Origin of the sequence: Streptosporangium sp. CA-115845, assembly GCF_050943795.1 — a bacterium.
Lineage (GTDB): Bacteria > Actinomycetota > Actinomycetes > Streptosporangiales > Streptosporangiaceae > Streptosporangium.
In genome coordinates this window covers 4,016,418-4,041,066 of record NZ_CP191988.1, presented here as the reverse complement: position 1 = coordinate 4,041,066, position 24,649 = coordinate 4,016,418, and the positions used below count along the sequence as shown (strand labels likewise).

General features: G+C 70.4%; 16 protein-coding genes and 1 CRISPR repeat array (1 of these 17 running past the window's edge). Of the genes, 3 read left to right on the top strand and 13 right to left on the bottom strand.

Going from position 1 to position 24,649, the window contains the following annotated elements:
- A CRISPR array of direct repeats spans positions 1-4,667; the repeat unit is 29 nt; unit sequence GTGCTCCCCGCGCACGCGGGGATGGTCCC; it reaches 667 nt to the left of the window's first position.
- Between the two features lie 217 nt (positions 4,668-4,884).
- Positions 4,885-5,520: a hypothetical protein gene (locus ACQP0P_RS20640; RefSeq protein ID WP_343961070.1), complete on the top strand. Its 636-nt coding sequence runs from the start codon at positions 4,885-4,887 to the stop codon at positions 5,518-5,520.
- On the opposite strand, the gene ACQP0P_RS20635 is transcribed toward ACQP0P_RS20640, so the two are convergent.
- From ACQP0P_RS20635 to ACQP0P_RS20600, 8 genes are all read right to left on the bottom strand, one after another.
- The gene (locus ACQP0P_RS20635) at positions 5,517-7,646 is read right to left on the bottom strand and encodes a B12-binding domain-containing radical SAM protein (protein ID WP_433379353.1); all 2,130 of its coding nucleotides are present in this window, start codon (positions 7,644-7,646) and stop codon (positions 5,517-5,519) included. The genes ACQP0P_RS20640 and ACQP0P_RS20635 overlap by 4 nt on opposite strands.
- A gap of 90 nt (positions 7,647-7,736) precedes the next feature.
- Positions 7,737-8,564, bottom strand: a complete 828-nt coding sequence (locus tag ACQP0P_RS20630) for an endonuclease/exonuclease/phosphatase family protein (RefSeq protein ID WP_433379350.1) — start codon at positions 8,562-8,564, stop codon at positions 7,737-7,739.
- Positions 8,564-9,610, bottom strand: coding sequence for an aldo/keto reductase (locus ACQP0P_RS20625; protein WP_433379347.1), 1,047 nt, complete (start codon positions 9,608-9,610; stop codon positions 8,564-8,566). Before ACQP0P_RS20625 ends, ACQP0P_RS20630 begins: the two co-directional genes overlap by 1 nt.
- A 53-nt stretch (positions 9,611-9,663) precedes the next feature.
- Entirely contained in the window at positions 9,664-10,617 is a 954-nt protein-coding gene (locus tag ACQP0P_RS20620; RefSeq protein ID WP_433379344.1) for a GNAT family N-acetyltransferase, read from the bottom strand.
- Positions 10,617-11,429, bottom strand: coding sequence for a hypothetical protein (locus ACQP0P_RS20615; RefSeq protein WP_433379341.1), 813 nt, complete (start codon positions 11,427-11,429; stop codon positions 10,617-10,619). The genes ACQP0P_RS20620 and ACQP0P_RS20615 overlap by 1 nt, the downstream gene beginning before the upstream one ends.
- Positions 11,430-11,434: 5 nt before the next feature.
- The gene (locus ACQP0P_RS20610; protein WP_433379338.1) at positions 11,435-12,223 is read right to left on the bottom strand and encodes a methyltransferase; all 789 of its coding nucleotides are present in this window, start codon (positions 12,221-12,223) and stop codon (positions 11,435-11,437) included.
- Entirely contained in the window at positions 12,220-12,861 is a 642-nt protein-coding gene (locus ACQP0P_RS20605; RefSeq protein WP_433379335.1) for a hypothetical protein, read from the bottom strand. The genes ACQP0P_RS20610 and ACQP0P_RS20605 overlap by 4 nt, the downstream gene beginning before the upstream one ends.
- Positions 12,858-14,384 carry a hypothetical protein gene (locus ACQP0P_RS20600; RefSeq protein WP_433379332.1) on the bottom strand — a complete coding sequence of 509 codons (1,527 nt, stop codon included), beginning with the start codon at positions 14,382-14,384 and terminating at the stop codon, positions 12,858-12,860. Before ACQP0P_RS20600 ends, ACQP0P_RS20605 begins: the two co-directional genes overlap by 4 nt.
- Before the next feature lie 197 nt (positions 14,385-14,581).
- On the opposite strand from ACQP0P_RS20600, the gene ACQP0P_RS20595 reads away from it, so the two are divergent.
- The gene (locus ACQP0P_RS20595) at positions 14,582-15,916 is read left to right on the top strand and encodes a helix-turn-helix domain-containing protein (RefSeq protein ID WP_433379329.1); all 1,335 of its coding nucleotides are present in this window, start codon (positions 14,582-14,584) and stop codon (positions 15,914-15,916) included.
- A 346-nt stretch (positions 15,917-16,262) separates the two neighbouring features.
- Here ACQP0P_RS20595 and ACQP0P_RS20590 read toward each other — a convergent pair whose 3' ends face one another.
- The 5 genes from ACQP0P_RS20590 to ACQP0P_RS20570 all read right to left on the bottom strand — a co-directional run bounded on the left by ACQP0P_RS20590 (position 16,263) and on the right by ACQP0P_RS20570 (position 21,147).
- Entirely contained in the window at positions 16,263-17,348 is a 1,086-nt protein-coding gene (locus ACQP0P_RS20590; RefSeq protein WP_433379326.1) for a DUF6744 family protein, read from the bottom strand.
- A 48-nt stretch (positions 17,349-17,396) separates the two neighbouring features.
- Positions 17,397-19,028, bottom strand: a complete 1,632-nt coding sequence (locus tag ACQP0P_RS20585; protein WP_433379323.1) for a VWA domain-containing protein — start codon at positions 19,026-19,028, stop codon at positions 17,397-17,399.
- Positions 19,029-19,043: 15 nt separating this feature from the next.
- A complete protein-coding gene (locus ACQP0P_RS20580; protein ID WP_433379320.1) occupies positions 19,044-20,270 on the bottom strand; it encodes an AAA family ATPase in 1,227 nt (408 codons plus the stop codon).
- A gap of 161 nt (positions 20,271-20,431) precedes the next feature.
- Positions 20,432-20,821, bottom strand: coding sequence for a DUF7715 family protein (locus ACQP0P_RS20575; RefSeq protein WP_433379317.1), 390 nt, complete (start codon positions 20,819-20,821; stop codon positions 20,432-20,434).
- A gap of 140 nt (positions 20,822-20,961) precedes the next feature.
- Positions 20,962-21,147, bottom strand: a complete 186-nt coding sequence (locus ACQP0P_RS20570; RefSeq protein WP_433379314.1) for a hypothetical protein — start codon at positions 21,145-21,147, stop codon at positions 20,962-20,964.
- 1,133 nt (positions 21,148-22,280) lie between these two features.
- Between ACQP0P_RS20570 and ACQP0P_RS20565 the strand changes: the two genes are divergently transcribed.
- Complete coding sequence (locus ACQP0P_RS20565) at positions 22,281-24,629, top strand: DNRLRE domain-containing protein (RefSeq protein ID WP_433379311.1); 2,349 nt, start codon at positions 22,281-22,283, stop codon at positions 24,627-24,629.
- Positions 24,630-24,649: the final 20 nt, after the last annotated feature.

Here is a 24,649-nt window from a genome sequence, read left to right as displayed (position 1 = left end):
GTTCGTGCTCCCCGCGCACGCGGGGATGGTCCCGGCCGGGTACTCGGCGTCCAGACCCTCCAGCCGTGCTCCCCGCGCACGCGGGGATGGTCCCAGTACAAGATCGGCGAGAAGCTGCGGGTAGCCGTGCTCCCCGCGCACGCGGGGATGGTCCCCAGCTGTCTGTGCCCGCGAGGGTGCCGGCCATGTGCTCCCCGCGCACGCGGGGATGGTCCCTTGGGGTTGGCCTTGAGGTGGTCGCGGAGTTCGTGCTCCCCGCGCACGCGGGGATGGTCCCGGCCTCCAGGAACTGCTCACCGCGGCGAACATGTGCTCCCCGCGCACGCGGGGATGGTCCCCTCACGAGAGGTAGTTCCATCATGCCAAAGATGTGCTCCCCGCGCACGCGGGGATGGTCCCGGGAAAGCGCCTCGGTCGGCATCGAGCAGGGCGTGCTCCCCGCGCACGCGGGGATGGTCCCGAACCGCTCGCCGCGCTCGCGCGGCGCCTTCAGTGCTCCCCGCGCACGCGGGGATGGTCTCGCCGCCCACGGCATCAAATGGGACGCCAACCAGTGCTCCCCGCGCACGCGGGGATGGTCCTCAGGGGGAACGTGACTCTCGGCAGCGGAAGAGTGCTCCCCGCGCACGCGGGGATGGTCCCGGGATCGTCAGCTTCGTCGCGGACCTGAAATTGTGCTCCCCGCGCACGCGGGGATGGTCCCCGGGCCGTACGCGCGGGCAAGGTCCCCGCCGCGTGCTCCCCGCGCACGCGGGGATGGTCCCAGACCAGCGAACGGGCTCTTGCCGGACCCCTTGTGCTCCCCGCGCACGCGGGGATGGTCCCTGAGGACGGGAAGCGGCTTGCCGAGGCGGTCCGTGCTCCCCGCGCACGCGGGGATGGTCCCGGCGACATCACCTGGGAAGGCGGAGCGCGCCGGTGCTCCCCGCGCACGCGGGGATGGTCCCGCCGGGCCTTCAAGGTGGTTCGCCCTCGGTCAGTGCTCCCCGCGCACGCGGGGATGGTCCCCGTTGCCGATGCGGAGACAACGGCGGGGAGGGGTGCTCCCCGCGCACGCGGGGATGGTCCCGGTTCCTCACCACGGGTCGGCGCACCATCATGGTGCTCCCCGCGCACGCGGGGATGGTCCCGTGGTGATCCTGCTGCACCGCGAAGAGGTCTAGTGCTCCCCGCGCACGCGGGGATGGTCCCCGGCTCGCCCGCCGGGGGGTTCGGATTCACGGGTGCTCCCCGCGCACGCGGGGATGGTCCCGTTGAAGGGCGGGTAGCTCGTGAGTGATGTCCGTGCTCCCCGCGCACGCGGGGATGGTCCCTGGAGGAAGCGTCCCGCCGCCACCCGTCGTCAGTGCTCCCCGCGCACGCGGGGATGGTCCCTTCCGGTACGTCACGCGCTGCATCATCGGCCAGTGCTCCCCGCGCACGCGGGGATGGTCCCGTGATCCGGAACGGAGGCACGGCCGCGCGCTCGTGCTCCCCGCGCACGCGGGGATGGTCCCTTGGTGGCGGACTGGAGCGTGAACGTGGTCTCGTGCTCCCCGCGCACGCGGGGATGGTCCCGACCGGCGTCGTGAGGAGGTGACCGGGTGGCTGTGCTCCCCGCGCACGCGGGGATGGTCCCTATGCAAGGAACGCGGCGCCACCAGTTACAAGGTGCTCCCCGCGCACGCGGGGATGGTCCCCACGGTGGCGTCGCTGACCCTCGGCGAGCCAGGTGTTCCCCGCGCACGCGGGGATGGTCCCGGGCCATTCACAATCTTGTCGTATGCGAATTCGTGCTCCCCGCGCACGCGGGGATGGTCCCTCACCAGCCGCGGGCACGAGGGTCAGATCGAGGTGCTCCCCGCGCACGCGGGGGTGGTCCCGATTTCGCCGACCGAATTGGGTATACGGTTCGGTGCTCCCCGCGCACGCGGGGATGGTCCCAAGGACGGCAAGCAGCCGAAGGAGGTCCCGGTGTGCTCCCCGCGCACGCGGGGATGGTCCCGGTATGCGCGTAAAGAGATCGCTGCCATGGTCGTGCTCCCCGCGCACGCGGGGATGGTCCCACGCTGACGGCTCTGGTCAACTCACCAGACAAGTGCTCCCCGCGCACGCGGGGATGGTCCCCCCACTTCCCAGAGTTGCGCGTCCTGGCACAAGTGCTCCCCGCGCACGCGGGGATGGTCCCTGCTCCATGACGGGTTGCAGGACCCGGTTGATGTGCTCCCCGCGCACGCGGGGATGGTCCCTCATGGGCGGCTCCGGCTTGGCCTCGGCCAAGGTGCTCCCCGCGCACGCGGGGATGGTCCTAGACTCCAGCGTGATTGTGACCAATAGCGGCAGTGCTCCCCGCGCACGCGGGGATGGTCCCATTCGAGTGGCGGATGGCCGAAACCCGGTGGCGTGCTCCCCGCGCACGCGGGGATGGTCCCCGGTCCGGGTCGGCGCCTCGGGCACGCAGGTGGTGCTCCCCGCGCACGCGGGGATGGTCCTCGGTTCTGCATTGATCGTCCGGCCTTGGAGTTGTGCTCCCCGCGCACGCGGGGATGGTCCCGTATCTCACGGTGCAAGACGGTGCAAGGCGGTGTGCTCCCCGCGCACGCGGGGATGGTCCCGGGACCGGCGTGGCCACGCGCGTGGAGTACTCGTGCTCCCCGCGCACGCGGGGATGGTCCCTTGAACCGGTTGAGGTTCGCGCTCGCGTCGTTGTGCTCCCCGCGCACGCGGGGATGGTCCCTTCCCGTCCATCGCCGCCGGAGCCACGGCGGAGTGCTCCCCGCGCACGCGGGGATGGTCCCGCACCGGCCGCCCCGAAGAGTGGCGTCTGCGGGTGCTCCCCGCGCACGCGGGGATGGTCCCTGCAGGATCCCGCCCGGCAGGGGCGGAACTCCGTGCTCCCCGCGCACGCGGGGATGGTCCCGCACCGGCCGCCCCGAAGAGTGGCGTCTGCGGGTGCTCCCCGCGCACGCGGGGATGGTCCCTGCAGGATCCCGCCCGGCAGGGGCGGAACTCCGTGCTCCCCGCGCACGCGGGGATGGTCCCGTGTTCGTCGCATGGCGTGTTCCTCACAAGGAGTGCTCCCCGCGCACGCGGGGATGGTCCCGCGGCGGGGTTGCCGTCGCCGGCTCGGGTGGGGTGCTCCCCGCGCACGCGGGGATGGTCCCGACGAGGCGTTCCCCCTTGAAGGCCAGGCGCAGTGCTCCCCGCGCACGCGGGGATGGTCCCTGGCAAGGGTTGCGAGGGATCAGCCCACGCATGTGCTCCCCGCGCACGCGGGGATGGTCCCGCGCGGGTTCGAGCGCGAGCCGGTGACCTGCGGTGCTCCCCGCGCACGCGGGGATGGTCCCAGCCCAGTCGGGGACGTCACGGGCGACGCGCTGTGCTCCCCGCGCACGCGGGGATGGTCCCCCGTCACGAACCTTCCGCAGGAAGGCGCTCATGTGCTCCCCGCGCACGCGGGGATGGTCCCAGGCACCGGTCAGCGGTAACCGCATAGCCGGGGTGCTCCCCGCGCACGCGGGGATGGTCCCACGGTGGCACTCGACCCGAGCGGCAGCTTCCTGTGCTCCCCGCGCACGCGGGGATGGTCCCCATCTCGGTGCATTGTGCGGCCCCGGGGGCGGGTGCTCCCCGCGCACGCGGGGATGGTCCCCAGGCGATCGTCCTGACCGAACGGATCGCCCTGTGCTCCCCGCGCACGCGGGGATGGTCCCAGCGTTGACGAGGTCGCGTGCGGTCACCCGCTGTGCTCCCCGCGCACGCGGGGATGGTCCCCGTTGGCAACCAAGGTGATCAGCACGCTTAAGGTGCTCCCCGCGCACGCGGGGATGGTCCCTAGACTCCGCCCATGACGCGCACCACCTCATGGTGCTCCCCGCGCACGCGGGGATGGTCCCCAAGCTGAGGCGGTCTGCGTGGGACGCCGACGGTGCTCCCCGCGCACGCGGGGATGGTCCCGAGGTCGGCCAGGCGCTCGGTCTCGATCCCGCGTGCTCCCCGCGCACGCGGGGATGGTCCCGGGCGCGGCCGGGAGGAGTGGCTCCGCCTCGTGTGCTCCCCGCGCACGCGGGGATGGTCCCCAGCACGGAGAGTGAGCAATGACCATCACCCTGTGCTCCCCGCGCACGCGGGGATGGTCCCAACTGGGCAACGCCCAGTCCGGGGTTCCGTCAGTGCTCCCCGCGCACGCGGGGATGGTCCCCGGGCGACCTGGGTGGGTGAGGTGGTCACCTTGTGCTCCCCGCGCACGCGGGGATGGTCCTCCCCGAGTTGCGTCACTTAGCAGAGCAGGACCGTGCTCCCCGCGCACGCGGGGATGGTCCCTGCTGGCCCGCGCTTCAGTGGACCGGGTTCGAGTGCTCCCCGCGCACGCGGGGATGGTCCCAATTCGGCAACTCACTGCAGAAGGCTTCGCTGGTGCTCCCCGCGCACGCGGGGATGGTCCCTGCTCGCCGTACAACGGCAGGACCGGACATCTGTGCTCCCCGCGCACGCGGGGATGGTCCCTGGAAGGCGCCGCTGTAGACCATGGTGGAGTCGTGCTCCCCGCGCACACGGGGATGGTCCCCCCGGAAGTGCTTGCCGATGTCAGGAAGCCCGTGCTCCCCGCGCACGCGGGGATGGTCCCTGTCTCAACAGGTCTACGGGCACGGGATCGCCGTGCTCCCCGCTCACGCGGGGATGGTCCCCAGTTGAGCTTGGCATAGAGGGGCGCACCGGCCACCCTACCGGCCAGCCACGAACAAGCCGGGGTAAGCGGAGGCGACGGTGCCGCCCCCGCGCAGGCGCCGAAGCCCCCTCGTCTTCTGCTCACGGCCAGGGCGCAGCGCACTGAGTTGCCGGACGCCGCCACCAATTACCGTCAACCTGCGTAGTCGACGACACTGCTGTTACTACGCTGACCCGGTGACCGACCAAACACTGTCCGCAGACGCGCACACGACCGCTCTTGATCTTGACGTCTTCCTCGCTGCCAAGTGGGCCAACCCTGAGTCGTTTCCCGCCGGCGAGTTCGCCCGAGCCGAAGCGTTCTGGCAGGCGCGCCGCGCGGAGGACCCGCGGCTCCTGCGGATCCGTGCCGAAGCAGCCCGGCTCGTCGAGTCATGGACGGGCCACACCCCGCGCGATGTCGGCTCTTTCGGCATTCAGCTCAACTTGGAGTCCAGCGACCTGGACCTGGGTATCGGCTACCCCGTCGCCGAGCGGGACGAGCTGATGGCGGCGCTCGCCCCGCACGCCGCGTTCAAAGGTGAACGCTTCACCAGTTTCACCACCACCCGGCTGGTGTTCTCCTTTGACGTCGATGGTGTCGACATCGACCTGTCGGCGCTCACCGAGGAAGACTTCACGGTCGCCTGCCGCATGCTCGACGAAATCGACGCCGGCATGAGCCGGGAGGAACGCGTCGCTCACACCTGGGTGAAGCACCTGCTGCGCGGCTCTGGCCGCACCGGCGACTACGCGACGTGGAAACTCGTCACGTACGCCCGCCACTGCCCCGAGTTCAACTGGGTGCCGATCCCTGAGCCTTCCGCCGGTTAGGTTCCGCACGGGTCAGCAGCGTTGATCAACTCCCAGCCTGTTGAGGCCGCCCACCGCTGGTGCTCGTAGACGAGCCGGTCGGCGGCCTGGCCCGGCAGCGCCGCCACCACCGCGGGGACAGTGGTGGCCATGCGGTCGCGCAGCCGGTCGAACTCGGCGTCGAGCAGGGCGTCGAGCCCCGCGGTGAGCGGCACGCCCTGCGACGGGTCAACATACCCATCCACCAGGTTGATCATGCCGGTGAGGATGGTGAACGCGGCGTCCTTGATGACGACGCGGGCCGCCCGGACCTGCCGGCGCGGCTCACCGTCCAACACCTTTTCCAGGGATTTCAGCGTGTAGTCGATCGCGAAATTGCGGTCCACCCACAGCTGCGCCCGCTCGGAGCACACGCCGATCCGTGAATCGGCGAACGCCGCGTCGACGCGGCCCATCGACGGGCGCACCTGCCCGGCCAGGCCCGCCGCCTGCACCTGCCGGGTGTAGGCGGCGCCGATCAGGCACTCCATCGACACCAGCATGTATGACACGCCGGTGTAGAACGGCCGGCCGGTGCTGTGCTCGGCGACGAATCCCGGGTCTCGGACACCGTCGACGATCTGTTCGGCGCTCAGGTGCGGCAGCGGGCGCAGCAGCAGATCAGTGCGGCCCAGGAAGGCGTGCGTGGCACGCAACTCCTCAACCGTCATCAGCTGGTCGAACGTGATGTAGGTGAAACGGGTCGGTGTGCCCAGCGCCGACAGGGTACGGATGCCCAATGCGTTCTGCTCCGCAGTGGTCTCCTTGTTGAAACGTTCCAGAATAGACGTCACCCCGGATTCCACGCCGAACAGGCAGCGGCGCAGCCCGTCACGGACGAGGGTCCGCCACATGTGGGCCCGCTCCACATGCCAGTCGGTGTCGTGCCCGGGGTGGGCGACCTGGTCGATACGGCACGACGTCTCCCACCGGAAACCGGCTTTCGTGATTTCCGCGGCGACAGCCAGGGCTCGCGGCACCGCGTCGTCGCCGCGCCCGATGGCCTCCTCGTCGACCAGGTACAGGGTGCGGGAAATCCCGGGGTGGCGGTTGAACTCCTCGTCGAGGGCGGCCAGCATCCACGGCAGCTGCTCCGGGGCTCCCCCCGCCCAGGCGCCTTTGTGGCCTCTCGGGCAGAACGAGCATTTACTGGTGCAGCCTCTCGTGGTTTCCAGCTGCGCCACCCCTTGGTGGGCGAACGTGTCCTGCATCAAGTCCAGTTCGGGGAAGAAGTCGTCGGCGTCCCGGTTCGGGACGACCGCGGTGCGGCGGCGGGCCAGCGTGAAAGCGCCGCCGCGGGCCGCCCCCACGTACCCGATGCCGTGGATCTGATCACGTTCGAGGTCGCCGTGCCAGTGGGCGATGACGTCACGGATGGTCGGCTCGCCCGCGCCGCGGGCGATGAGCAGCTGCGGGTAACGTTCCAGCAGCAGCGCCTCGTTGCGGACCGTCAAGCTGCCGCCGGCGAGGACCAGCGGCACGTCGTCTTGGACCGCGTCGAGCAGGCGGGTCATCAAATCGTGCTGGCCGAACGTCGCCGACACGCCGAGGATGTCGGGCCGCTGGGCGCGGACGGCTCCGATGATGTCGTCGAGGGTGGCGCCGAGCTGCATGTCCATCAGGTTCACCTGCCCCGACAGGGTGGAGCGGGCCGCCCTCGCCAGGTCGGAGATCGCCAGCGGGAAACGCGGCAGCGGAAAGTACTCGGGCCGGTACAAGGCGGCGAGGAGGATCCGCGGCCGGGTCAGCCGGGCCACCGCGGCGCCCGTCAGGTCGGTGCGGCTGACCCACCTCCCGGGGGTGTGCAGCCGCAGGTGCTGCGCGGCCCAGCCGGGCCAGGCGCGGGTTTCGTGCGGCTGCCCGGACAGGTCGGCCAGCAGCCATGTGCCGGGCCGGCCGGTGGTGGCGGCCAGCAGCCGCCGCTCCAACGTTCCGGCGAGCACGACGTCGTGGCCAGGCAGCAGCCCGGCCACGACGTCACGCAACCTGTTCGGCTGGGAGTAGGGGACTTCCCGGATCGTCTGCTGCTGGGCGGCGGTCAGCGGGGTGAGTCTGAGCCGGTCGACGGCGTCCAGCAGCAGGTTCAGGCTGGCGGCGGTGGGGGGCATGCGAACCTCCGTGCATAGAAGAAGAAGGGCATGACGAACTCGCCTCGTGGCGCCGCGAAGCGGCGTCCGGAGGGTGTGAGACGAGCGGTGTTAGAGAGTGCTGGCGGGCACGGCGAGGGTCGCGGTCATCGCCGCGTGGTCACTGAGTCCCGTGGTGCGTGGCTCGTGCACGTAACGGCAGTCGACGACCGCGGCCACGGGCGAGCTGAAAATATGGTCGAAGCGGTAGCCTTCGCCGCTGCGGCGCCCGTACCAGGAGTGGTCGAGCCCGTCGGGGTGGCAGTGGCGGAAAGCGTCGCCGTACCCGGCGGCGGCGAACGCGGCGTAAAACTCGTACTCCCAGGCGCCGAACACGGTGTGGTGCGGCCGGTGGCCCCGTTCGACGACGTTCAGGTCTCCGGCGATGACGACAGGGCCCGTCACGGCGAGCTCACCAGCCATGTCGGGCAGCAACTCCACCACCGCGTTCTGAAACGCGCGTTTGTCGACGTTGCGGCGTTCTCGGGGGCCGCGGGACGGCACGTACAGGCCGACCACGCCGACGGTGAGCCCGTCGTCGAGGTGGACGCGGACAGCGGCGCACCGGTGCGGCAGGTGACCGGGCCGCACCTCGGGGACCGGTTCCTGCTTGCCGACGCGGGAGGCGACCACAGTCAGGTAGTCGGAGCCGCCGTCGGCTAGGTGCACGGCGAACCCCCGCTCGCTCAACTCCTGAGCGATGCTGTGGCCGCCCGGCGTCACCTCGGTCAGCACAACCACGTCGGCGTCCTGCCCCGTCAACCAGTCAGCTTGCCGCCGCGACCGGGACGGGCTGGCGTGCTGCACGTTGAGCGTCAGCACCCGCACCTGGCCCGGCCGCACATCATGCTGCGCCTCCGGCGGCGAGAAACTCAGCTGCTGGTGGCCGGCCCCGCCCATCAGGCGCCTCCCCCGGTTTCGTCGAGGAAAACCTCGCCTTGTTCGTCCAGGCGGGACTGCACCCGCCCCATGATCGCGCGGGCTTGGGCGATCAGCTCCGGGTGCGGGGGGTCGCCCAGCGCGGACAGGTTCATCGCCACCTGCTCCGGCGTGGTGAACCCCACCAGCACCGCCGCCTGCTCGTACCGGCCCAAACACGCCCACAAAGCGACCCGGATCAGGTCTTTGCGGTTCCAGCCGACCACGCCGTGAAGTTCCTTCAACCCGCCGTTGATGACCTCGATCGCCGCGGGGGTGAACCACCGCTTCCGGGCGCGGTGATCTCCCGCCCCGAACAGCGGCAGGGCCGTGGGGTCGTAGACGCCGGTGAGCAGGCCCTGCGCCAACGGCTTGTTGATCAGCACGCCGACGTTGTGCCGCTCCGCGAACGCGAAAATCCCTTCCGAGCGGGCGGCAGGTGACAGCAAGTGGTCGCGGACCGCGAGCACGTCCGGGCGAACCACGTCGAACACCGCCCGGAACCGGGCGATCTTGTCGCCGCGCTGGTCCGCAGCCACAGTAAGACGATCACGCGCGAACCGGTGCGGCCCACGCATACCGACCGCCCGGATCAGCCCCTCCCGGGTGAACGCCCGCATCGCCTCGACCGCAGGCTCCAACCATCGGTCACCGGCCCCGAACTCCGAATGATGCAGGAAATACACGTCGACGTGGTCGGTGCGCAGGTTGTCCAGGGTTTGTTCCAGCTGGCGGCGCATGTGCCGCGGGTCGAACCCATGCTGGGCGGTGCCTGCGAAGTAGCCGACCTTGGACACCAGCACGATCTCGTCGCGCGGCACCCGCGCCACCAACTCCCCCAGCAGCCTCTCAGACCGGCCCAACCCGTACACGTCAGCGGTGTCGAACAGGCGGGCGCCGCCCTGCCAGGCGGTTTCCAGGCCGGCGGCGGCAGCCGCTGCGGAACCACCGGTGGACCACCCCATCGGTAGACCCAGGTTTTCCGCCGGGCCGCCGATCCCCCAGCAGCCGACCCCGACCGCGGGCACGGTGATACCGCACCGGCCCAACGTCCGATGCGACGACGAAACAGCAGGCGATGTCATGACGCTTCCCTTCGAGCAGATGATGTCAGCGGCGCCTGGTAGTAGCGGATGTCTTCCCGAGCGGTCAGGCCTGCCGCGCGCAGGTCTGCCAGCAAGTCACGCTGGGCGGCCGGAACCACGGCGCGGGCCACCACGGCGTCATGGCGGGCGCCGGCGGCCAACGCCGCCGCGATCAGCGGCTGCGCCACCGCCGCCCGGTCCTCGCCGGGCCGCACGAGCACGTCGGCCAGTAACGCCTCCGCGGGCTCCCCCGGCGACGCGTGAATGAGCGGGTACACCAGGGCGGCCGCCCGCAACTCCCCGACGGCGCCGTCCACGCCGAGCAGCCCGTCAGCGACGAACCGTTCGTCGCTCCCCCACCGCCAGTACGTGTTCTCCGCCACGGCACTCCCCTGCCCGGGGTTGACCGCCCGGTACAGGCGGCCCAGCGCGGCCGCGTCAGACACCCCCACCGGCCGCACCCGCACCCCGCCGGCTGGGGGGCGGGCGGGTGGTGCGAGCGGCCCTTTCAGCAGCACCGCCGACGAGTGCGGAACCCATCCGGCGCGTTCGTACAGGGCGCACCCGTGCTCGCGGGACGCCGGGATTTCCGCGGTGAGCGCCACCACCCCATGACCGGGCAGATAATCCGTCACGTACTGCAGCAGCAGGGTGCCCAGCCCGCGCCGCTGCCATTCGGGGGCGACCACAGGCCCCCACAGCCGGGCCGGTGCGCCGGGCGCCGCGGAATGCCGCACCGCCGCCGCGGCGGCCAGGCCGCCGCTCGCCGTCCGCGACACGAACAGCATCGTCGGCAGCGCCTTCCCCGGCGGGCGGAGCCGTGACCGCACCAGCGCGGCCGTCACCGGCCGCTGGTCCGGCCAGCCCCGCATCGCCGCGTACCCGAGGCCGGCGAGCTCGTCGTCCAGGACGGTACCGGGCCGGTACACGGAAATGTTGACCGGCTGCATCACCGCTCCTCTCTCGGCAGGGCGGCGACCACGCCGACACACACGCTGCCCCGCCCTACCCAAAACGCCGGATGCGCCGCCAACGTCAGCGTCGGCGCCGCCGCCCGAGTGAACACCCTCACCTGCTTGAACTGCGCGCGGAACGCGTCAGCGACCTGCCCAGCCGTCTTGTACGGGGCGGGCCGGGACGGTGTCTGCCACCGCTCCCGGGCGAGCCGCACCCGCTCCGCCGGCGGGGCGGGCCACGCCGCGGCAGCTAACGCCTGCACCGCCCGGCTGGGTTTGTCGAACTCCAGCCGGCCGCCCGGACCCGCCAGCCGGGTCGTGTACAGCAGCACACCGTTGCCGGCCAGCAGCTCCGCCCACCGGGCGAGCAGCGCGTCTCGCGCGGCCGTGCCCGGCAGCAGCGACAACAACCCGTCAGTGACGATCACATCGAATGGTCCGGACAGGCCGGCCAACCTGGGGGCGTGTGACCGGGCGGTGACAACGTCCGCCCCCACCCAGTCGGCCCACGCGTCGATGAGACGCAGCGGCGTAGGGCAGGCGTCCGCGACAGTGACCTCCGCGCGGGGCAGCAACCCGGTCAGCAGCTGCGGCATCGTCTCGTCCGACGAGCCGCACACCAGCACCCTGGCGGGGGTTCGCCCGGCGAGACCCTGCTGGTAGAAGTCGAGGTGCCAGCGCGGGTTGCTTTTCATTCCGGCCTGGCGGAACGGCCGCCACGTCGCGTGGTAGCAGAAACACGACCGGCTGCAGCTGCGGCGCGCCATTGACCAGGCGTCCACCACGGTAAGAGGTGCTGTTCGCATTCCGGTCACTGTCCTTCCCGGGCGGTCCACGCGACGAAATGCAGCAGCCGGGCGACCCGCCGGTACGGGTCGCGGCGCCCCGCCTCCCATTCGGCGTCGAGCACCAGGTCGAAGTTCTCCCCTACGGGGGCGTCGCCCAGATGGTCGGTGAACACCCGCACCCCGTACCAGGCGGTGGTGGCCGCGCCCGCCTCCGCCAGCATCGTTGCGACAGCGGCGGCGCTGTGGGCGCGGCTGGTCACCCCCAGGTTGCCCAGCTGCGGGCCGCCACGCAGCGCGGTGAGCGTGTCAGGCCACCGGCCTTCCAGCCCGGGCCGCATGGCCAGCGCGTCCTGGTTTTTCGTCATCAACGACACCAGGCCGCCCGGCCGGGCCGCCCTCGCCAGGTGCCGGATAAACCGGTCAGGGTCAGCGACGTACATGAGCACGCCGTGGCACAGCACCGCGTCGAAGCCGCCGCCGACCACGTCTTCGGCGTGTTCGCCGTCTCCTTCGACGAGACGAACCCGGTCCCGCACCTCGCCGGGTTCGGCGGCGATCCGGGCAGCGGCGCGTTCCAGCATTGCCGTGTCCGGGTCGAGCACCGTCACCAGGTGGCCGGCGCGGGCAAGCTGCGCGGCCTGGTGGCCGTCGCCGCCGCCGACGTCCAACACCTGCTGCTGCCCGTCAGGCAGGTGGGTGCGCAACGCCCGAGCCACCAGGGCGTGCCGCAGCGCGCCCCGCAACGTTCCGGCGTGGCGGGCATACCCGGCTGACAGGTCACCGCCGGACGGCGAAAACCAACTGCTAGTCAACGTGTCTCCTTCGTAAGTAACGTTTCGAACAGGTGCGGGTTTTCCAGCACCAGGCGAAGCGACAGGTAACGGGTTTCCAGCAGCGCGTACAGCGCCCGAACGGCCCCGCTGTCAGGTAGTTCCCTGGCCCGCACCGCACCCCGCAACCTCAGAAGGTGCGGCAGCCACTGCTCCACGATTTTCAGGTCAGCGCTGTCACGGCCCAGCCACGCCTGGAACCGGTCGGCGTGCATGACTTCCCACACCGCGACATCCCGCCACGCCCCGTCGCGCCCTTCGACAGTGACCAGGTGCGGCAGCCGGCACAGCCGGGCCCGCGGCAGCGGCGGCCTCACCGGGCTCGTCACACACGCCCCCCGCAGCCCCCGTAACCGCCGCACCTCGTACAGGTGTTCGCCGAACGCCAACGCCAGGCCCGCCCCGGCCAGGGCAACCCCGGCGGGGACGACCGTTACCGCGTCGATCCAGGAGCGGCGGGCGACGGTGAGCGCGATCCTCACCGCGGCGGCCGGGTCGTGTTCCTCGTACCAGACGCGGCGGCGGCGGGCGTTGCTGGTCACCACTCCCGGGTTGAACATCGTCCCCGCGTCGGCGACGGTGAAGTACCGCTCCCCCTGTCCGGTGACCGGCCGCGTCACCGGGCGGCTTTCGGACCGAACCGGGCGTAGTACCGTTCCAGCAGCCCGCACGATTCCAGAACCCGGTTCGACGCGGCCACGTTATGGCCCGGTGCGAACCCGTGGCCGGGGGCGGCGAGAGTGGCGGCGCCCACGAGGAGACTCGCGAGGATCACATCGGAGTAGCTGTTCGGCAGCGACTCGGCGTGGTGGAAGTTCACCGGGTACCCGTCGCCGACGATCGTCACCCGCGCCCCTGATCGCAGCCGCAACCCCAGACCCAGCAGCCCGCCGTCGCTGACGTGCACGGCTTCGCCGGCGAGCTCGGCGACCGCGAACTCCCGGTCCCGTGACGTGGTCGACACCAAGTGGCAGTCGCCGCGGATGGCGGCGGCGTGCTCGCCCCGCAGACACGTCCGGCCGGTGCTGCCGACGACCAGCACCGGCCGGTGCTCCGACAGCAGCGCGCTCAGGCAGCGGCCGGTGACGAATCCCCGCTCGTGGGCGGCGACGAGCCGCACCAACTGCTGGTCGTGCACCGCCACCCGCATCCGCCGGGACCGCAGTACCTCCGCGACCTGCTCGCCGATGCGGCCCCACCCCACCACCAGGGCGGGCTGCCCTTCGAGTTTCTCCTCCGGCAGCAGCCGCAGCATGTTACGGATCGCCGCGTCCGCCACCCCGTACGACTCCACCGTTGCTTTCATCGTCGACTCGGCGACGGAGAACACCGGCAACGGCAACCGCCCCTGCCACGGTTCCAGCTTCGTGATGCCGGACATGGTTTGCTCGACCAAGCCGACGAAGCCCGGCAGCAGGCCGGGCCGGTCGGCCAGCAGCACCGGCAGGGTGTACCCGCCGTCGTCGACCAGCAGCCCTTTCCGGCCGAGCTGGGCGGCCCGGCAGGCGTGGTCGTCCAACGCGTCCGCGGCCCGCTCCCACGACCACACCGTGACGCCCTGCCGGGTCAGGTGGGTGTCAACCCGGGCGGTGTGCCGGTACGGGTACCCCTTGTCGAGCACGGTGATGGCTTGCGCCGGCACCCCCATCGCCCGCACCGCTTCGACGAGCACCAGGAAGTCCGTCATGTGGTGCACGGTCAACACCGGCGCCACCTGCGACAGACAGCCCGGCGGCGCGAACAGCGGCAGCTCCCCGGTCAGCGGCATCTGCGCGCGCAGCACCCCCATTTCGGTGGCGGTGAACGGTACCCGCCGCACCGCGCCGAGAATCGCTTTCATCTCCTCAAGCGACCAGCCGGTGGTTTCCTCCAGCACCATTGTCACGACGAGCGTGCCCGCGCTGAACGCTTTACTCTGGGCCGGCGCGCCGGCCAGTAACCGGACCACGCCGCCGGGCCGTGCCCGTACCCGTGTGTCGAACGCGTCGCCGGTCACGTCGACCACGTCGACGAGTTTCGCGACCGCTTCGATCACCGCCGCGAACGCTTCCGGCAGGTCCGCCGGCTCACCCCGGAAGTCAAGGGACGCGACCCGTCCCGGCGGGATCACCCGAACCACCCGGTTCCGGTATCCGCCACCCACATGAAGATCATCACCGAGAGCTCCTTATTCGAAGCGTGGGGAGAAGGGGACGGCCATCACTGGCCCCTCCCGTCGCACCTCGCGCTCTGCTGGTCACGTTCTGATGTCAGCCAAGCCGGTACCAGCAGCCCAGGCCAGGGCGACGACGTAATCTCGCTGTCATCTCCTGCACCCTCCTGGACAGAAGGGGGTTCCGCGTGGGCGGCGACCGGAACCTGTTCCACCACCCGCTGACGTACCTACGGCACCAGCGCGGCTGGACCCTCGCCGACGTCGCCGAACTCGTACGGCGACGGTCCGGCCTGAACATGGCCACCCACCGGCAGAAGATCCACCGGTGGGAGCGCGGCACCGTGCCGGAACTCGACGCGCAGTTCGCGATCGCCGAGGAAGTCGGCGTCGACCCGAACACCGTGCTCGCTTTGCCGTGGCCGTCGTGGCTGCTGACCGTCCACGGCACCGAACCACTGCACGAGGTGTGGACGGCCAGCACAGCGAAACTCACCCTCACCGGCTGCCTGGACGCCAACACCGACCGGCGGGCGTTCTCCCTCATCGCGGGCGACGACGCCGCCCGACTGGCCAGCGCGTGGGCGGCCGTGCCCGCGCAGAAAATCAGCCACGCCGCCAACGGCGGCACCGTCGATACCGACGTCACCAACTGGGTCGAATGCCGAACCCGCCAGCTGTGGCACCTCGACGACCTGGTCGGCGGCGACTACTGCCTGAACCTCGCCCAAGCCGACCTGCAACTCGTGGCCCGGCTGCTCCACCGCGGCCGCTACCGGGCCTCGGTCGAACAGCGCCTGCTCGGCTTGGCCGGTGAACTGCTGCGCTTCGCCGGCTGGTGTGCGTTCGACTCCGGCCGCCAGGCCGCCGCCGACCGCTACTGGCATGCGGGGCTGCGCACCTCCGCCACCGGAAGCGACACCCTGACCGGCGCGTACATTCTGTCGCTCATGGCGATGCAGCACACCTACGCCGGCGACGGCCGCGCCGCCCTCAATCTGCTGCACACCGCCCGGCAACGCATCGGCGCCGGAGCTTCCCGCACCGTGCACGCCATGCTCGACGCGTGGCAGGTCCGCGCCCACGCCGCCGCCGGCGAACAGCGGCAAGCCATCGAAACCCTGTTCCGCGCCGACGACCATTGGGGGCGCCGCAACCCCGACGACGACCCGCCGTGGATTTACTGGATGCGGCAGCCGTCCCACACGATCGAGGTCGGGTTGGGGTTCGTGCGGCTCGGCCGGTCCGACATCGCGGTGCGGCTACTGGAGCAGGGCGTCGCTGAGCGCGGCGGCGACTACACCCGCGACGCGGTGCTCGGCCTGGCCGCTGTCGCCGCCGCTGAACTCGACCAGGGCGACCTGGGCAGTGCCCTCGACACGGCGCGCCGCGCCGCCGACCTCCTGCCCGGAGTCGAGTCCAGCCGGGCCGCCGACCAGCTCCGGGCGTTCGCCGGGAAGCTCCCCGACAGGGAACCCGCAGCGGAGGAGTTCCGCACCCACCTGGAGTCGCTGCCCACCTGAAAATCCGGGGCTGTACCAGCCGGGGGCGCGTCGGGGAGGCACTGAACTCGCCGGTGACGCCCTCTCCCCCCACCGACAAGGGTGCGGGAGGGGGCGGCCTCGTCGAACACGCCCCCCACCCCCAGGGGTTCCCGCCGCCGGCCAGGTAGGGCGGAACAGGCCGGGCGGAGATCTTCGCGGGGCGCCCTGAGTCCGCCTGTGACGCCCTGTTCCCGCCTGGGTGGGGAACAGGGGTGGGGTGGGGTGGGGAAGCCGTACGGTTCGGCCGCCGACACGGAAAACCCCACCCCCTTCTGCCTGCTGGCCGGGGGTGGGGTGGTGGTTTCCGTCGCGCTGTCTGGTCGCGTCACCCGCTGCGGGACAGCAGGTTGCTGAACTGGGCGTTGACCAGCAGCAGGGCGTCTTTGGTCTCCTTCAGGGAGGAGCTCAGCAGCGTGGAGTGTTCGGCGGTGGCGGCCTGCAAAGCCCGGAACCGCTTGTGCAGGCCGGCGATCGTGGCGTCGGAGTGGCCTTCCCGCTGGGCTGCGGCGATGTCAGCGGCGAGCTTGTTGAGATCCTCTTTGGCTTTCGCGGTGAACGCCGCGATGACCATCTCTCGCATCTCCTCCTGGTCGGGGAGAGGGACACGCGCCAGGTGGCTGCCTCCGCCCATGCGTTCGGTCAGCTCGCGCAGCGCCGCCAGCGTGTCGGCGTGGGCGCGGTGGACGAAGTAGACGCCTCCGGTGGCGCGGACCCGTACCGCCTGCAGCGCTTCCACGTAGGTGCGGATCACGGTGCGCAGCCGGTCACTGGTCAGGTACGTGCACTGGTACCGGAACTCAGCTTCGATCTTGTCGAGGGTTTCGCGGACCTTCGCCTGCTCTTCGGGGGCCAGCGCGGTGATCGCGGCGTGGTCGGGGATGACCTGCAAGGTTCCCTTGCCGGGTTTGCCGGAGTCGAGCGGGTCGCGCCAGAACACGACCTCCGCGAGCCGGGTGTCGTAGGTGAGCCGGGAGCGGCCTTCGTCGCGGACCTCCCGCACCAGGTGCCTTACCAGGCGCAGTCCCTCACGGCTGACGTGGCGGATCATCAGGGTCGCCTCCCGCGCCTTGTCGCCCGGCGCGCGGCGCCGCCGCCCGGCCGGGGCGCCGTCCAGCGAGTAGGTGACGCGGACCCCGGTCTTGCCGGTCACCCGCTCGTAGGCGTCGATCTCGCGGATCTCGCCGGGTACGAACGCCGAGTCCAGGCCCAGTTCCAGGAACCAGCGGCGCATCATGTCGACGGTCACTTTCCCCTCGAAAATCGAGTACAGGACGAGGTGTCCCAGGATCGGTGTCTGCCCGCCTTCCAGGGAGGCGTAGTTGCTGAACGCTGCGAGCGTGTCGAGGGCTCCGCCCTCCTGCGGGGCGCCCTGCTGGGCTGTCTGCGGTGCTGCCTGCGGGTCGATGCTCATGATCCGATTCCCTTCTGCTGCTTTAACGGGCGTTTCAGTACCGTGGGGTTAGATGAGGCGGAACAGGTCGGCGGCCGTGTCGAGGTCGGCCAGGTCGGTGACGGTTCGGACGGTGTCGCACAGCTCTTCCAGGACCGGGCTGGGGCGGGTGGTGACCGTCACCCCGAACACGCGGTGGCCCAGCAGCGCCTTGCGCCGGCGCCACTGCGCCATCCAGTCGTCGTCGACGCCGCACTCCCCGTCAGTGATCAGCACGATGTCGCCGTGCCGGGTTCCGTCGCCGTCGTACTGCCCCTGCAGCACGTCGGCCGCCGCGTCCAACGGGGCCTGGAAGCTGGTGCCGCCGCCGAAGAAACGTTCGGCGAACGCCAGCACCTGCTCCAGGTCGGCGCGGCCCTCCCGGAAGGTGAACACCTCCACCTGCTCGGCGCTGGCGAACAGGACGCCGACGAACGTGCGGCGGGAGGCGCGGGCCTGGTCCAGCAGGGCCAGCGCGCACGCCTTCGCCCACGCCTCCCTGCTGACGTCGCCGCCGTCCTTCGACTCCATCGAACCGGAGCAGTCGACGCAGGCGATGATGGCGCCCTCCCCCGCGATGTCCTCACCGCGCGTCTCGTACGTCATCAGCCGCCGCTCGGCCAGACGGCTGACGAAGTCGGCGCGCAGCGGCGCCACCGCCAACGCGGCCAGCTCCGAGGGGACCAGCCGGGACAGGTCGTCGCCGAGGGTGACGCCGACCAGCTCGCCGGGCGCGCCCCGTACCTTGCTGGCCCGCTCTCCTTTCGCCACGGCGCGGAACCGGCCGATCAGCGCCGCGAACTCCGCCAGCCGGTTACCGGCCAGCCGCTGCGCGAGCTGGCTGCGCTCCTCGAAGCTCATCCGCTGCAGCTGCCCGGCTTGTACTCCCCACGCGGCCAGCACGTCGGCTTCGTCGCTGGCCTGCTGTGCGGCCTCGGCGGCGGCGGCGCGGGCGGCGGCGTCGATGCGGGGGCCGGCTTCAGCGAGCGCCGCGTGGGCGTCCACATCGGCCTGGGCGGCGGCCTGATCTGCGGCCTCGGCGGCTGCGATCGCCGCCGCCACCTGCTGTTCGGCACCGTCAGGAACACCAGCGTCGCCGCCACCGCCACCACCGTCGCCGTCGCTGGCTGCTGCGGCGGCGGCCTGTAGGGCGTCTTGCACGGCGTGTGCCGCCTGCGCGGCGAGCTGGCGGGCGTCTTCGGCGGCTTGGGCGGCCTGCTGCGCCTGCCGGGTCTCCTCCAGCATGGCGCGCAGCGAGGCGCTCTGCGCCAGTACCGCCATCGCCGCGGCGTAGGGATCGCCGACGGTGTTGTTGCGCAGCTGCGTGAAGTCGGCGCTGCCCAGCAGCGCGGACACCACCCGGTGGTTCAGCAGACTGGAACGGTCCATATCGGAGCTGGGCCGCAGCTGGGGCGCCGCCTTGTAGGCGGCGCTCCACACGTCGCGCAGCAGGTCATCGGTGTGGTCGTGCCGGTCGGCCAGGTCGTAGGCCAGGTCGCGTAGCGCGCCCGCCTGCTCGTAGGTGTCGCGCCACGCCATCTCGTCGAACGGGTCGCTTGCGATGGCGCTGGTGTGCAGGGTGGGCGGGGCGGCCAGGCCGAGCCACCGCCCGGCGCGGGCCGCGAGGTCTTTCAGCGCGGTCAACGGCTTACGTTTGATCATGTCGTTTGCCCCTTCTCAGGCGGTGATCATGGAGGCGTCCATGCCGAGCGCCTCGACCATCACGCGGGCGTGCACGGCGCGGCGCTTGGCGTCGATCTGGGTGATCTGGGTGGTGGAGCGGCCCGCCGCCTTCGACTGCTGAAGCAGCTCCTCCAGGCGCTGGCCGGCCTTGCGGAGCTTCCCGTTCGCCTCGTTGATGGCCCAGTCAGCGACTTCCTCCCGCGCCTTGCCCGCGAGCGCGTCCAGCTCGACCTCCAGCGCGATGACGCCGTCCAGCAGGGTCAGCGCCTCATGCGCGTGCGGGTTGATGAGTTGCAGCACCTCCCGTTCCACGGCGGGCTGCTCCTCGGGGGCGTCCCACAGCACGTGGGTGAGGATCTGCAGGTCGTTGACCTCGACGCTGGAGCGGCCCTCAAGGAAGGCCAGCGCCTGCAGCAGCCGCATCGCCTGCCGCCACCGGCGGTCGGAGGCGATGATCCCGATGCGGCGCAGCGCGGTGCGCAGCGTGCACACGGCGTCCACGATGGGGTCGGGGACGGCGATGCCGGGCACGTGGGTTCGGATGGCGGTCTGCAGGTCGGCCAGCGCCACGGTGGTCGGCGCCGTGGCGGCGGGGGCGGAGGTGGAGCGCAGCAGCCGCGCGAAGTTGCTGAGGTCGGCCAGGTAGTCGACCCTGATGCGGACGAGCAGCCGGTCGTAGATGGCGGCGCTTTCCTCACCGGACGGCAGCTCGTTGCTGGCCGTGATCGCGGTGAGCAGCGGGCATTCGATCGGGGCGCCCCCGTTTTCCGGGTGGTACAGGCGTTCGTTGAGGAGCCCCAGCAGTTCGTTCAACGCCCCGGGCCCGCATTTGAAGATCTCGTCGATGAACGCGATGTCGGCCTGCGTGGCGCGGCCCTCGAACACCTGCGTGTAGGTGCCCTGCATCAGGGCGGCCACGTCGATCGGGCCGAACATGCGCTTGGGGTCGCTGTACGCGCTGAGCAGGATCTCCCACATCCGGGCGCCGGTGATGCGGCCGGTCAGGTCCCGCGCGAGTTCGGATTTGGCCGTTCCGGGCGGGCCGAGCAGCAGGCTGTGCTGGCCGGCCAGCATGGCGGCCACCAGCGTCTGCACCACCCCGGGGCGTTCCATGTAGCGGTCGGAGACCTCGCTGACGATCGCCCGCAGCTGGGCGGCGGTGACGCTGCCGTTTCCGGGGTCGGCCGGGCCGTGCGGGTGTTGTGCTGCTGTGGTGGTCATTGCCCCTCCTGGTCGGTGCCGGGAGCCCTGAACAACTCCCGATATATCTTCATCATATCTAACTATACTATTGATAGTTGTGGGTTTCGGGGAAAATAACCCTGAATTCCCCGCCGCCGGGAGGGCCCCCTCCGCGAAGGGCGCCCTCTCGGCGTGGCCGGCTACACGCCGTCCACCACGACCCGGACGCGAACCTCCTCCCCCCGCACCTCGACGACCGCGCCGAGCGGCAGCCGCCCGGCCAGGGCGATCAGCCTGTCCGCCTCGGCGGCAACCAACGCCTCCATGCCGGCCACAGGGAAGGCGTACGCGGAGACCAGCGCCTGGACGTAGTCGTCGCGGCTCATGTCGACCTCGCACACCAGGGCGGTGGTCGTGGCCTTCGCCGAGGTGAATCCGGTGAAGGACCGGGCACAGCCGCACCCTCCGGCGGGGTCGCCGCCGTCGCGCCCGCAAAGGGACGCGAAGCGGACGAGCTCACCTTCCTCACCGTTGTGGAAGTCGTCGCCGCGGCGGCCCTGCGTCTGGGTCGTCGCTACCAGCAGATGCATGCAAACCCCTCCTTCGCACGCATCAAGATCATATCAATATATGAACTTGATATACAGCTGGAGGTGTAGCGAATTCCGCACCCCACAGGAACATCACGACGCCACGGCCACCGGCCTACGAACAGCCCCAGCCCCGACACTCACCACACGGGCGGGCGCTCCTGGTAGCCGCACGCGCCGCAGTAGTCGTTCGCGGCGTCCTGCGGGTGAGCGGATCCGGCGCCGCACGTCGGGCAGTGGAACACGTGCCCGCAGGTGCTGGGGCGACAGCAGGGGGGCGGCCTGCGCAGGCCGCCCGGCTGGACAACGGTCGAAGAGTCGGCCACCCCCCGATCATCTCGTAACGGCCGTTGCCGCACAGGCCATACTGCCGACACCGGGACTATTCGTCGCGGTCAGGCACCCGCTCCTCGGCCCGGGTCACGATGACAGCGAGCGTTCTCGGCGGGAAGTGCACCGCATGCTCACCGCTGACCAGCACACCCGATGGTTTTGTTCGCCAGTTCCGACCGCAGTTGTTTGCAGCCGACGACCGCACCTCTGACCCGGCGGAGTCGATGTTCGCCAGTTCTGACCGCACTCAGCCACCACGTGAGCGGACGCCACCGACCTCCGCCAACACCCTGCTTCTCGTCGATGCCAACGCCCCTGAGCCCGCGACTGCGGTCACTTCTCGCGAACGCTGGCCCACCTCGGTGCGGCCGGAAGTGACGAGCATTCGCGGTCACTTCTCACGAACGAAACCACCAGCAGCAGCAAGGCCGCGACGGACCGCTCAACGATGCCGCCATCCAGGCCGCTATCCCAGGGCACTGATGTCACGGTGGCCAACCAATCACACAGCGCCGACAAAATGCTCACTCTCCGCAACAGGGAAGTACGGATCAGGGTTCGTAAAGCACACATAAAACAAAAGGCCCATACGGGATGGTTGACTGACAGATTTGCTGATAACGTCCCCTTGACCGAAATGATCAGCTAAACACCTCATCCCGCCCGGGAAAGGCCTACTGCCGCGTGTTCAGGAGCCCATGACGTGAGACCTGCAGTCGGAACCGATCGCGCTCCTGCCGCCTCCGTTGGCCTCCAGTGCGATGCCCATCCGCCGACCGGGAACTCCCGGCTCTGAATCGCCCGAGTTTCGCGCTTGGCCATCCTGCCGAGCGCGTTTTCCGCATGTCTGAAATCAGGAAATCCCCCAAATAGTCCTGCTTATCGATTAAACGCAGGTATGTCGCTTGTAGGAGTCTTGAAAGTGATACCCGTGAGCAGCGGACAGGCGCGTGTGCCACGTCCTCGCGGACGCCGGAAGCGCGTGAAAGTCACACTGACGGCGACCGTGACAATAGCGTTATTTGCCGGGCTGACTGCAGGTCCGGCGCTGGCCGACACCCCCACACCCACAGCCGCCCCCACGCAGGTCCCGTCCACGCCCCCATCGCCGGTCGACCCCGCCACAGTGCCCGAAGACAAGGTGCTCGAAGCGGCTTGGGCGAAAGCCGTGAAGACGGGCGAGCCGGTGGAAGTGCCCGCCCGCTCAGGCGAGAACCTTAAGGTCTTCGCGAACGCGGACGGTAAGACTCTCCGGGCCGAGGTGCACACCAGCCCCGTACAACTGAAGACCGTAAACGCGGCCGGGCGGGCGTCGTGGCAGCCGATCAACACGACCATCATCGCCCATAAGGGCGAGTTTAGTGCCAAGCGGGTCAAGACTCCGCTGAAGTTCGGCAAGGAGGGCTCGACAGCGCTGGTCTCCGGCGTCGGCAAGGTCGGCGCGGCGGGCATCAGGTCCAGCCGCAAGCTGCCCACCCCTCGCATCAAGCACAACCGAGTGGAGTACCGCAACGCCGTCGCGGCGGGAGCGGACCTGGTCGTGACCGCCCTGCCCGACGGGTTCACACAGAGCGTCGTATTGCGCTCCCGCCCGGCCGAGCCCCTGACGGTCCGCCTGCCTCTGACCCTTCCTGAAGGAATGTCCTACGGCACGACCTCCGACGGGCACCCGCAGCTGCTGTCGAAGGAGGCGACGCCGATCGCCCCGCCCCTCGTGGTCCAGGCCGTCGATGCACGGGCCGAGGAGTCCCCCGAGGTCGGCCGGATGGGTGAGGTCTCCGCCACCGTCGAGTCGGCCGATGGCCAGAGCACCCTGGTCCTGCGGCCCGACGCGGCGTTCCTGGCCGACCCGGCCGTGACCTATCCCATCACCATGTCGGTCTCCAGTGACTGGGTGGGCCTCGGCCTGGCCGCCGATGCATGGGTGAACAGGAACAACCCCACGCTCTCCCACGCCAGCGACACGTGGCTGCGCGCCGGCACGACCTCCACCAGCCAGGACATCGCGCGTATCTACCTGCGTTACATCATCAACGGCACCGATCTGGACTACGCGCGTATCCTCAACGCCGACTTGCTGTTGTGGAACTACCGCTCGGGTGCGCCTGCGGGCAGCGCGAAGAACTGCGGGCTGCAGGTCGGTTCCGGCATCGTGGCCAGGCAGCTCACCTCGGAGTGGAGCCCCGCGACGATCTCCTGGAACAACCAGCCGCGCGCCACCACCAGCGGGCAGGCCGCCAACCAGGCCGCCTACAGCGACACCACCGGATGCTCAGGCGGAGGAGAGTTGCTGCACTCCATCGAGCACATCGTGCAATCGTGGGCCGACGGAGCGCCGGACTACGGCCTGATCCTGCAGGCCGTGAGCGAGACGGCCGTCATCAACTGGCGGCAGTACCGCTCCTCAGAGGGCGGATCATGGGACCGCGAGGACAACCACGCGCCGATCCTGTTCATCGACTACGAGCCCGCCCCCTCGGAAATGATCCCCTTCGCCTACAACGGGGACCGCACCGACTGGCCGACCTACCAGGAGGCCAAGTCGCTGAAGGTCAGGACCGAATCGTCGGTTCCCAACCTTCCCGGGGTCTCGCAGAGCGAGATCCCCGCCATCCAGAGCCGACTGGAGTACCCGCACCACGTCAACACCAACAAACTACAGCCGCTCCCCGGCGAGGACTGGGACGCCCCCAACCCCGAAGAGGACGGCGAAACTGATCCTCCCGTCGTCACAGGCACACTCCCCGCCGCCGAGGCAGCCGACGTACCGCGAAGCACGAAGGTGACGGCGACTTTCAGCGAGCCAATCTGGGACGGACAACTGTCGCTGAAGAACGCTGACGGCCAAAACATCCAGGGGGCGTCCTCCATCGCCGCGGACCGTGGCAGCATCGTCTTCACACCTGCCGCGCAACTGCCCGATGGCAAGTACACCGTGACCGCCTCCGACGCGGTCGACACGTGGTCCAATCCGATGGACGCGCCATTCATATGGTCCTTTCATGTCGGGCCGCTTCCGGCGGTGCCGGTCGTCTCGCAGCTTTCCGCGCTTCCGTCCGTTCCCTCCGCCCCGACGCCCACGACTTCGTCCATCACACCCTCGCTGCAGGCGCGGGTGGACGACGCCGACGGCCGGGCGATGACAGTCGACTTCCAGGTCGAACACGCCCCCGAGGCGCCCGCCCAAGGCAGCGGCCAGATTTGGGCTGGCTCGGCGGTGAACGTAGCCGCAGGCACGACAGCGACAGTCGAGATCCCCTCGGGTAACCTTGCCAACGGCCACCGGCTGCGCTGGCGGGCCAGGGCGAGCGCGGGCACCTCGATCAGTCCATGGTCGGAGTGGCAGCCGCTCACGGTCGATCTGCCCAAGCCCACAATCTCCTCCTTGCTTGTCACCCCGGCGTCGTCCGCCGGCGACGTGACAGAGGTCTCCTCGCTCACTCCCACGCTCCAAGGCCTAGGGCCTGTTTCATAAGTTGATCTTTGTGTTACTTC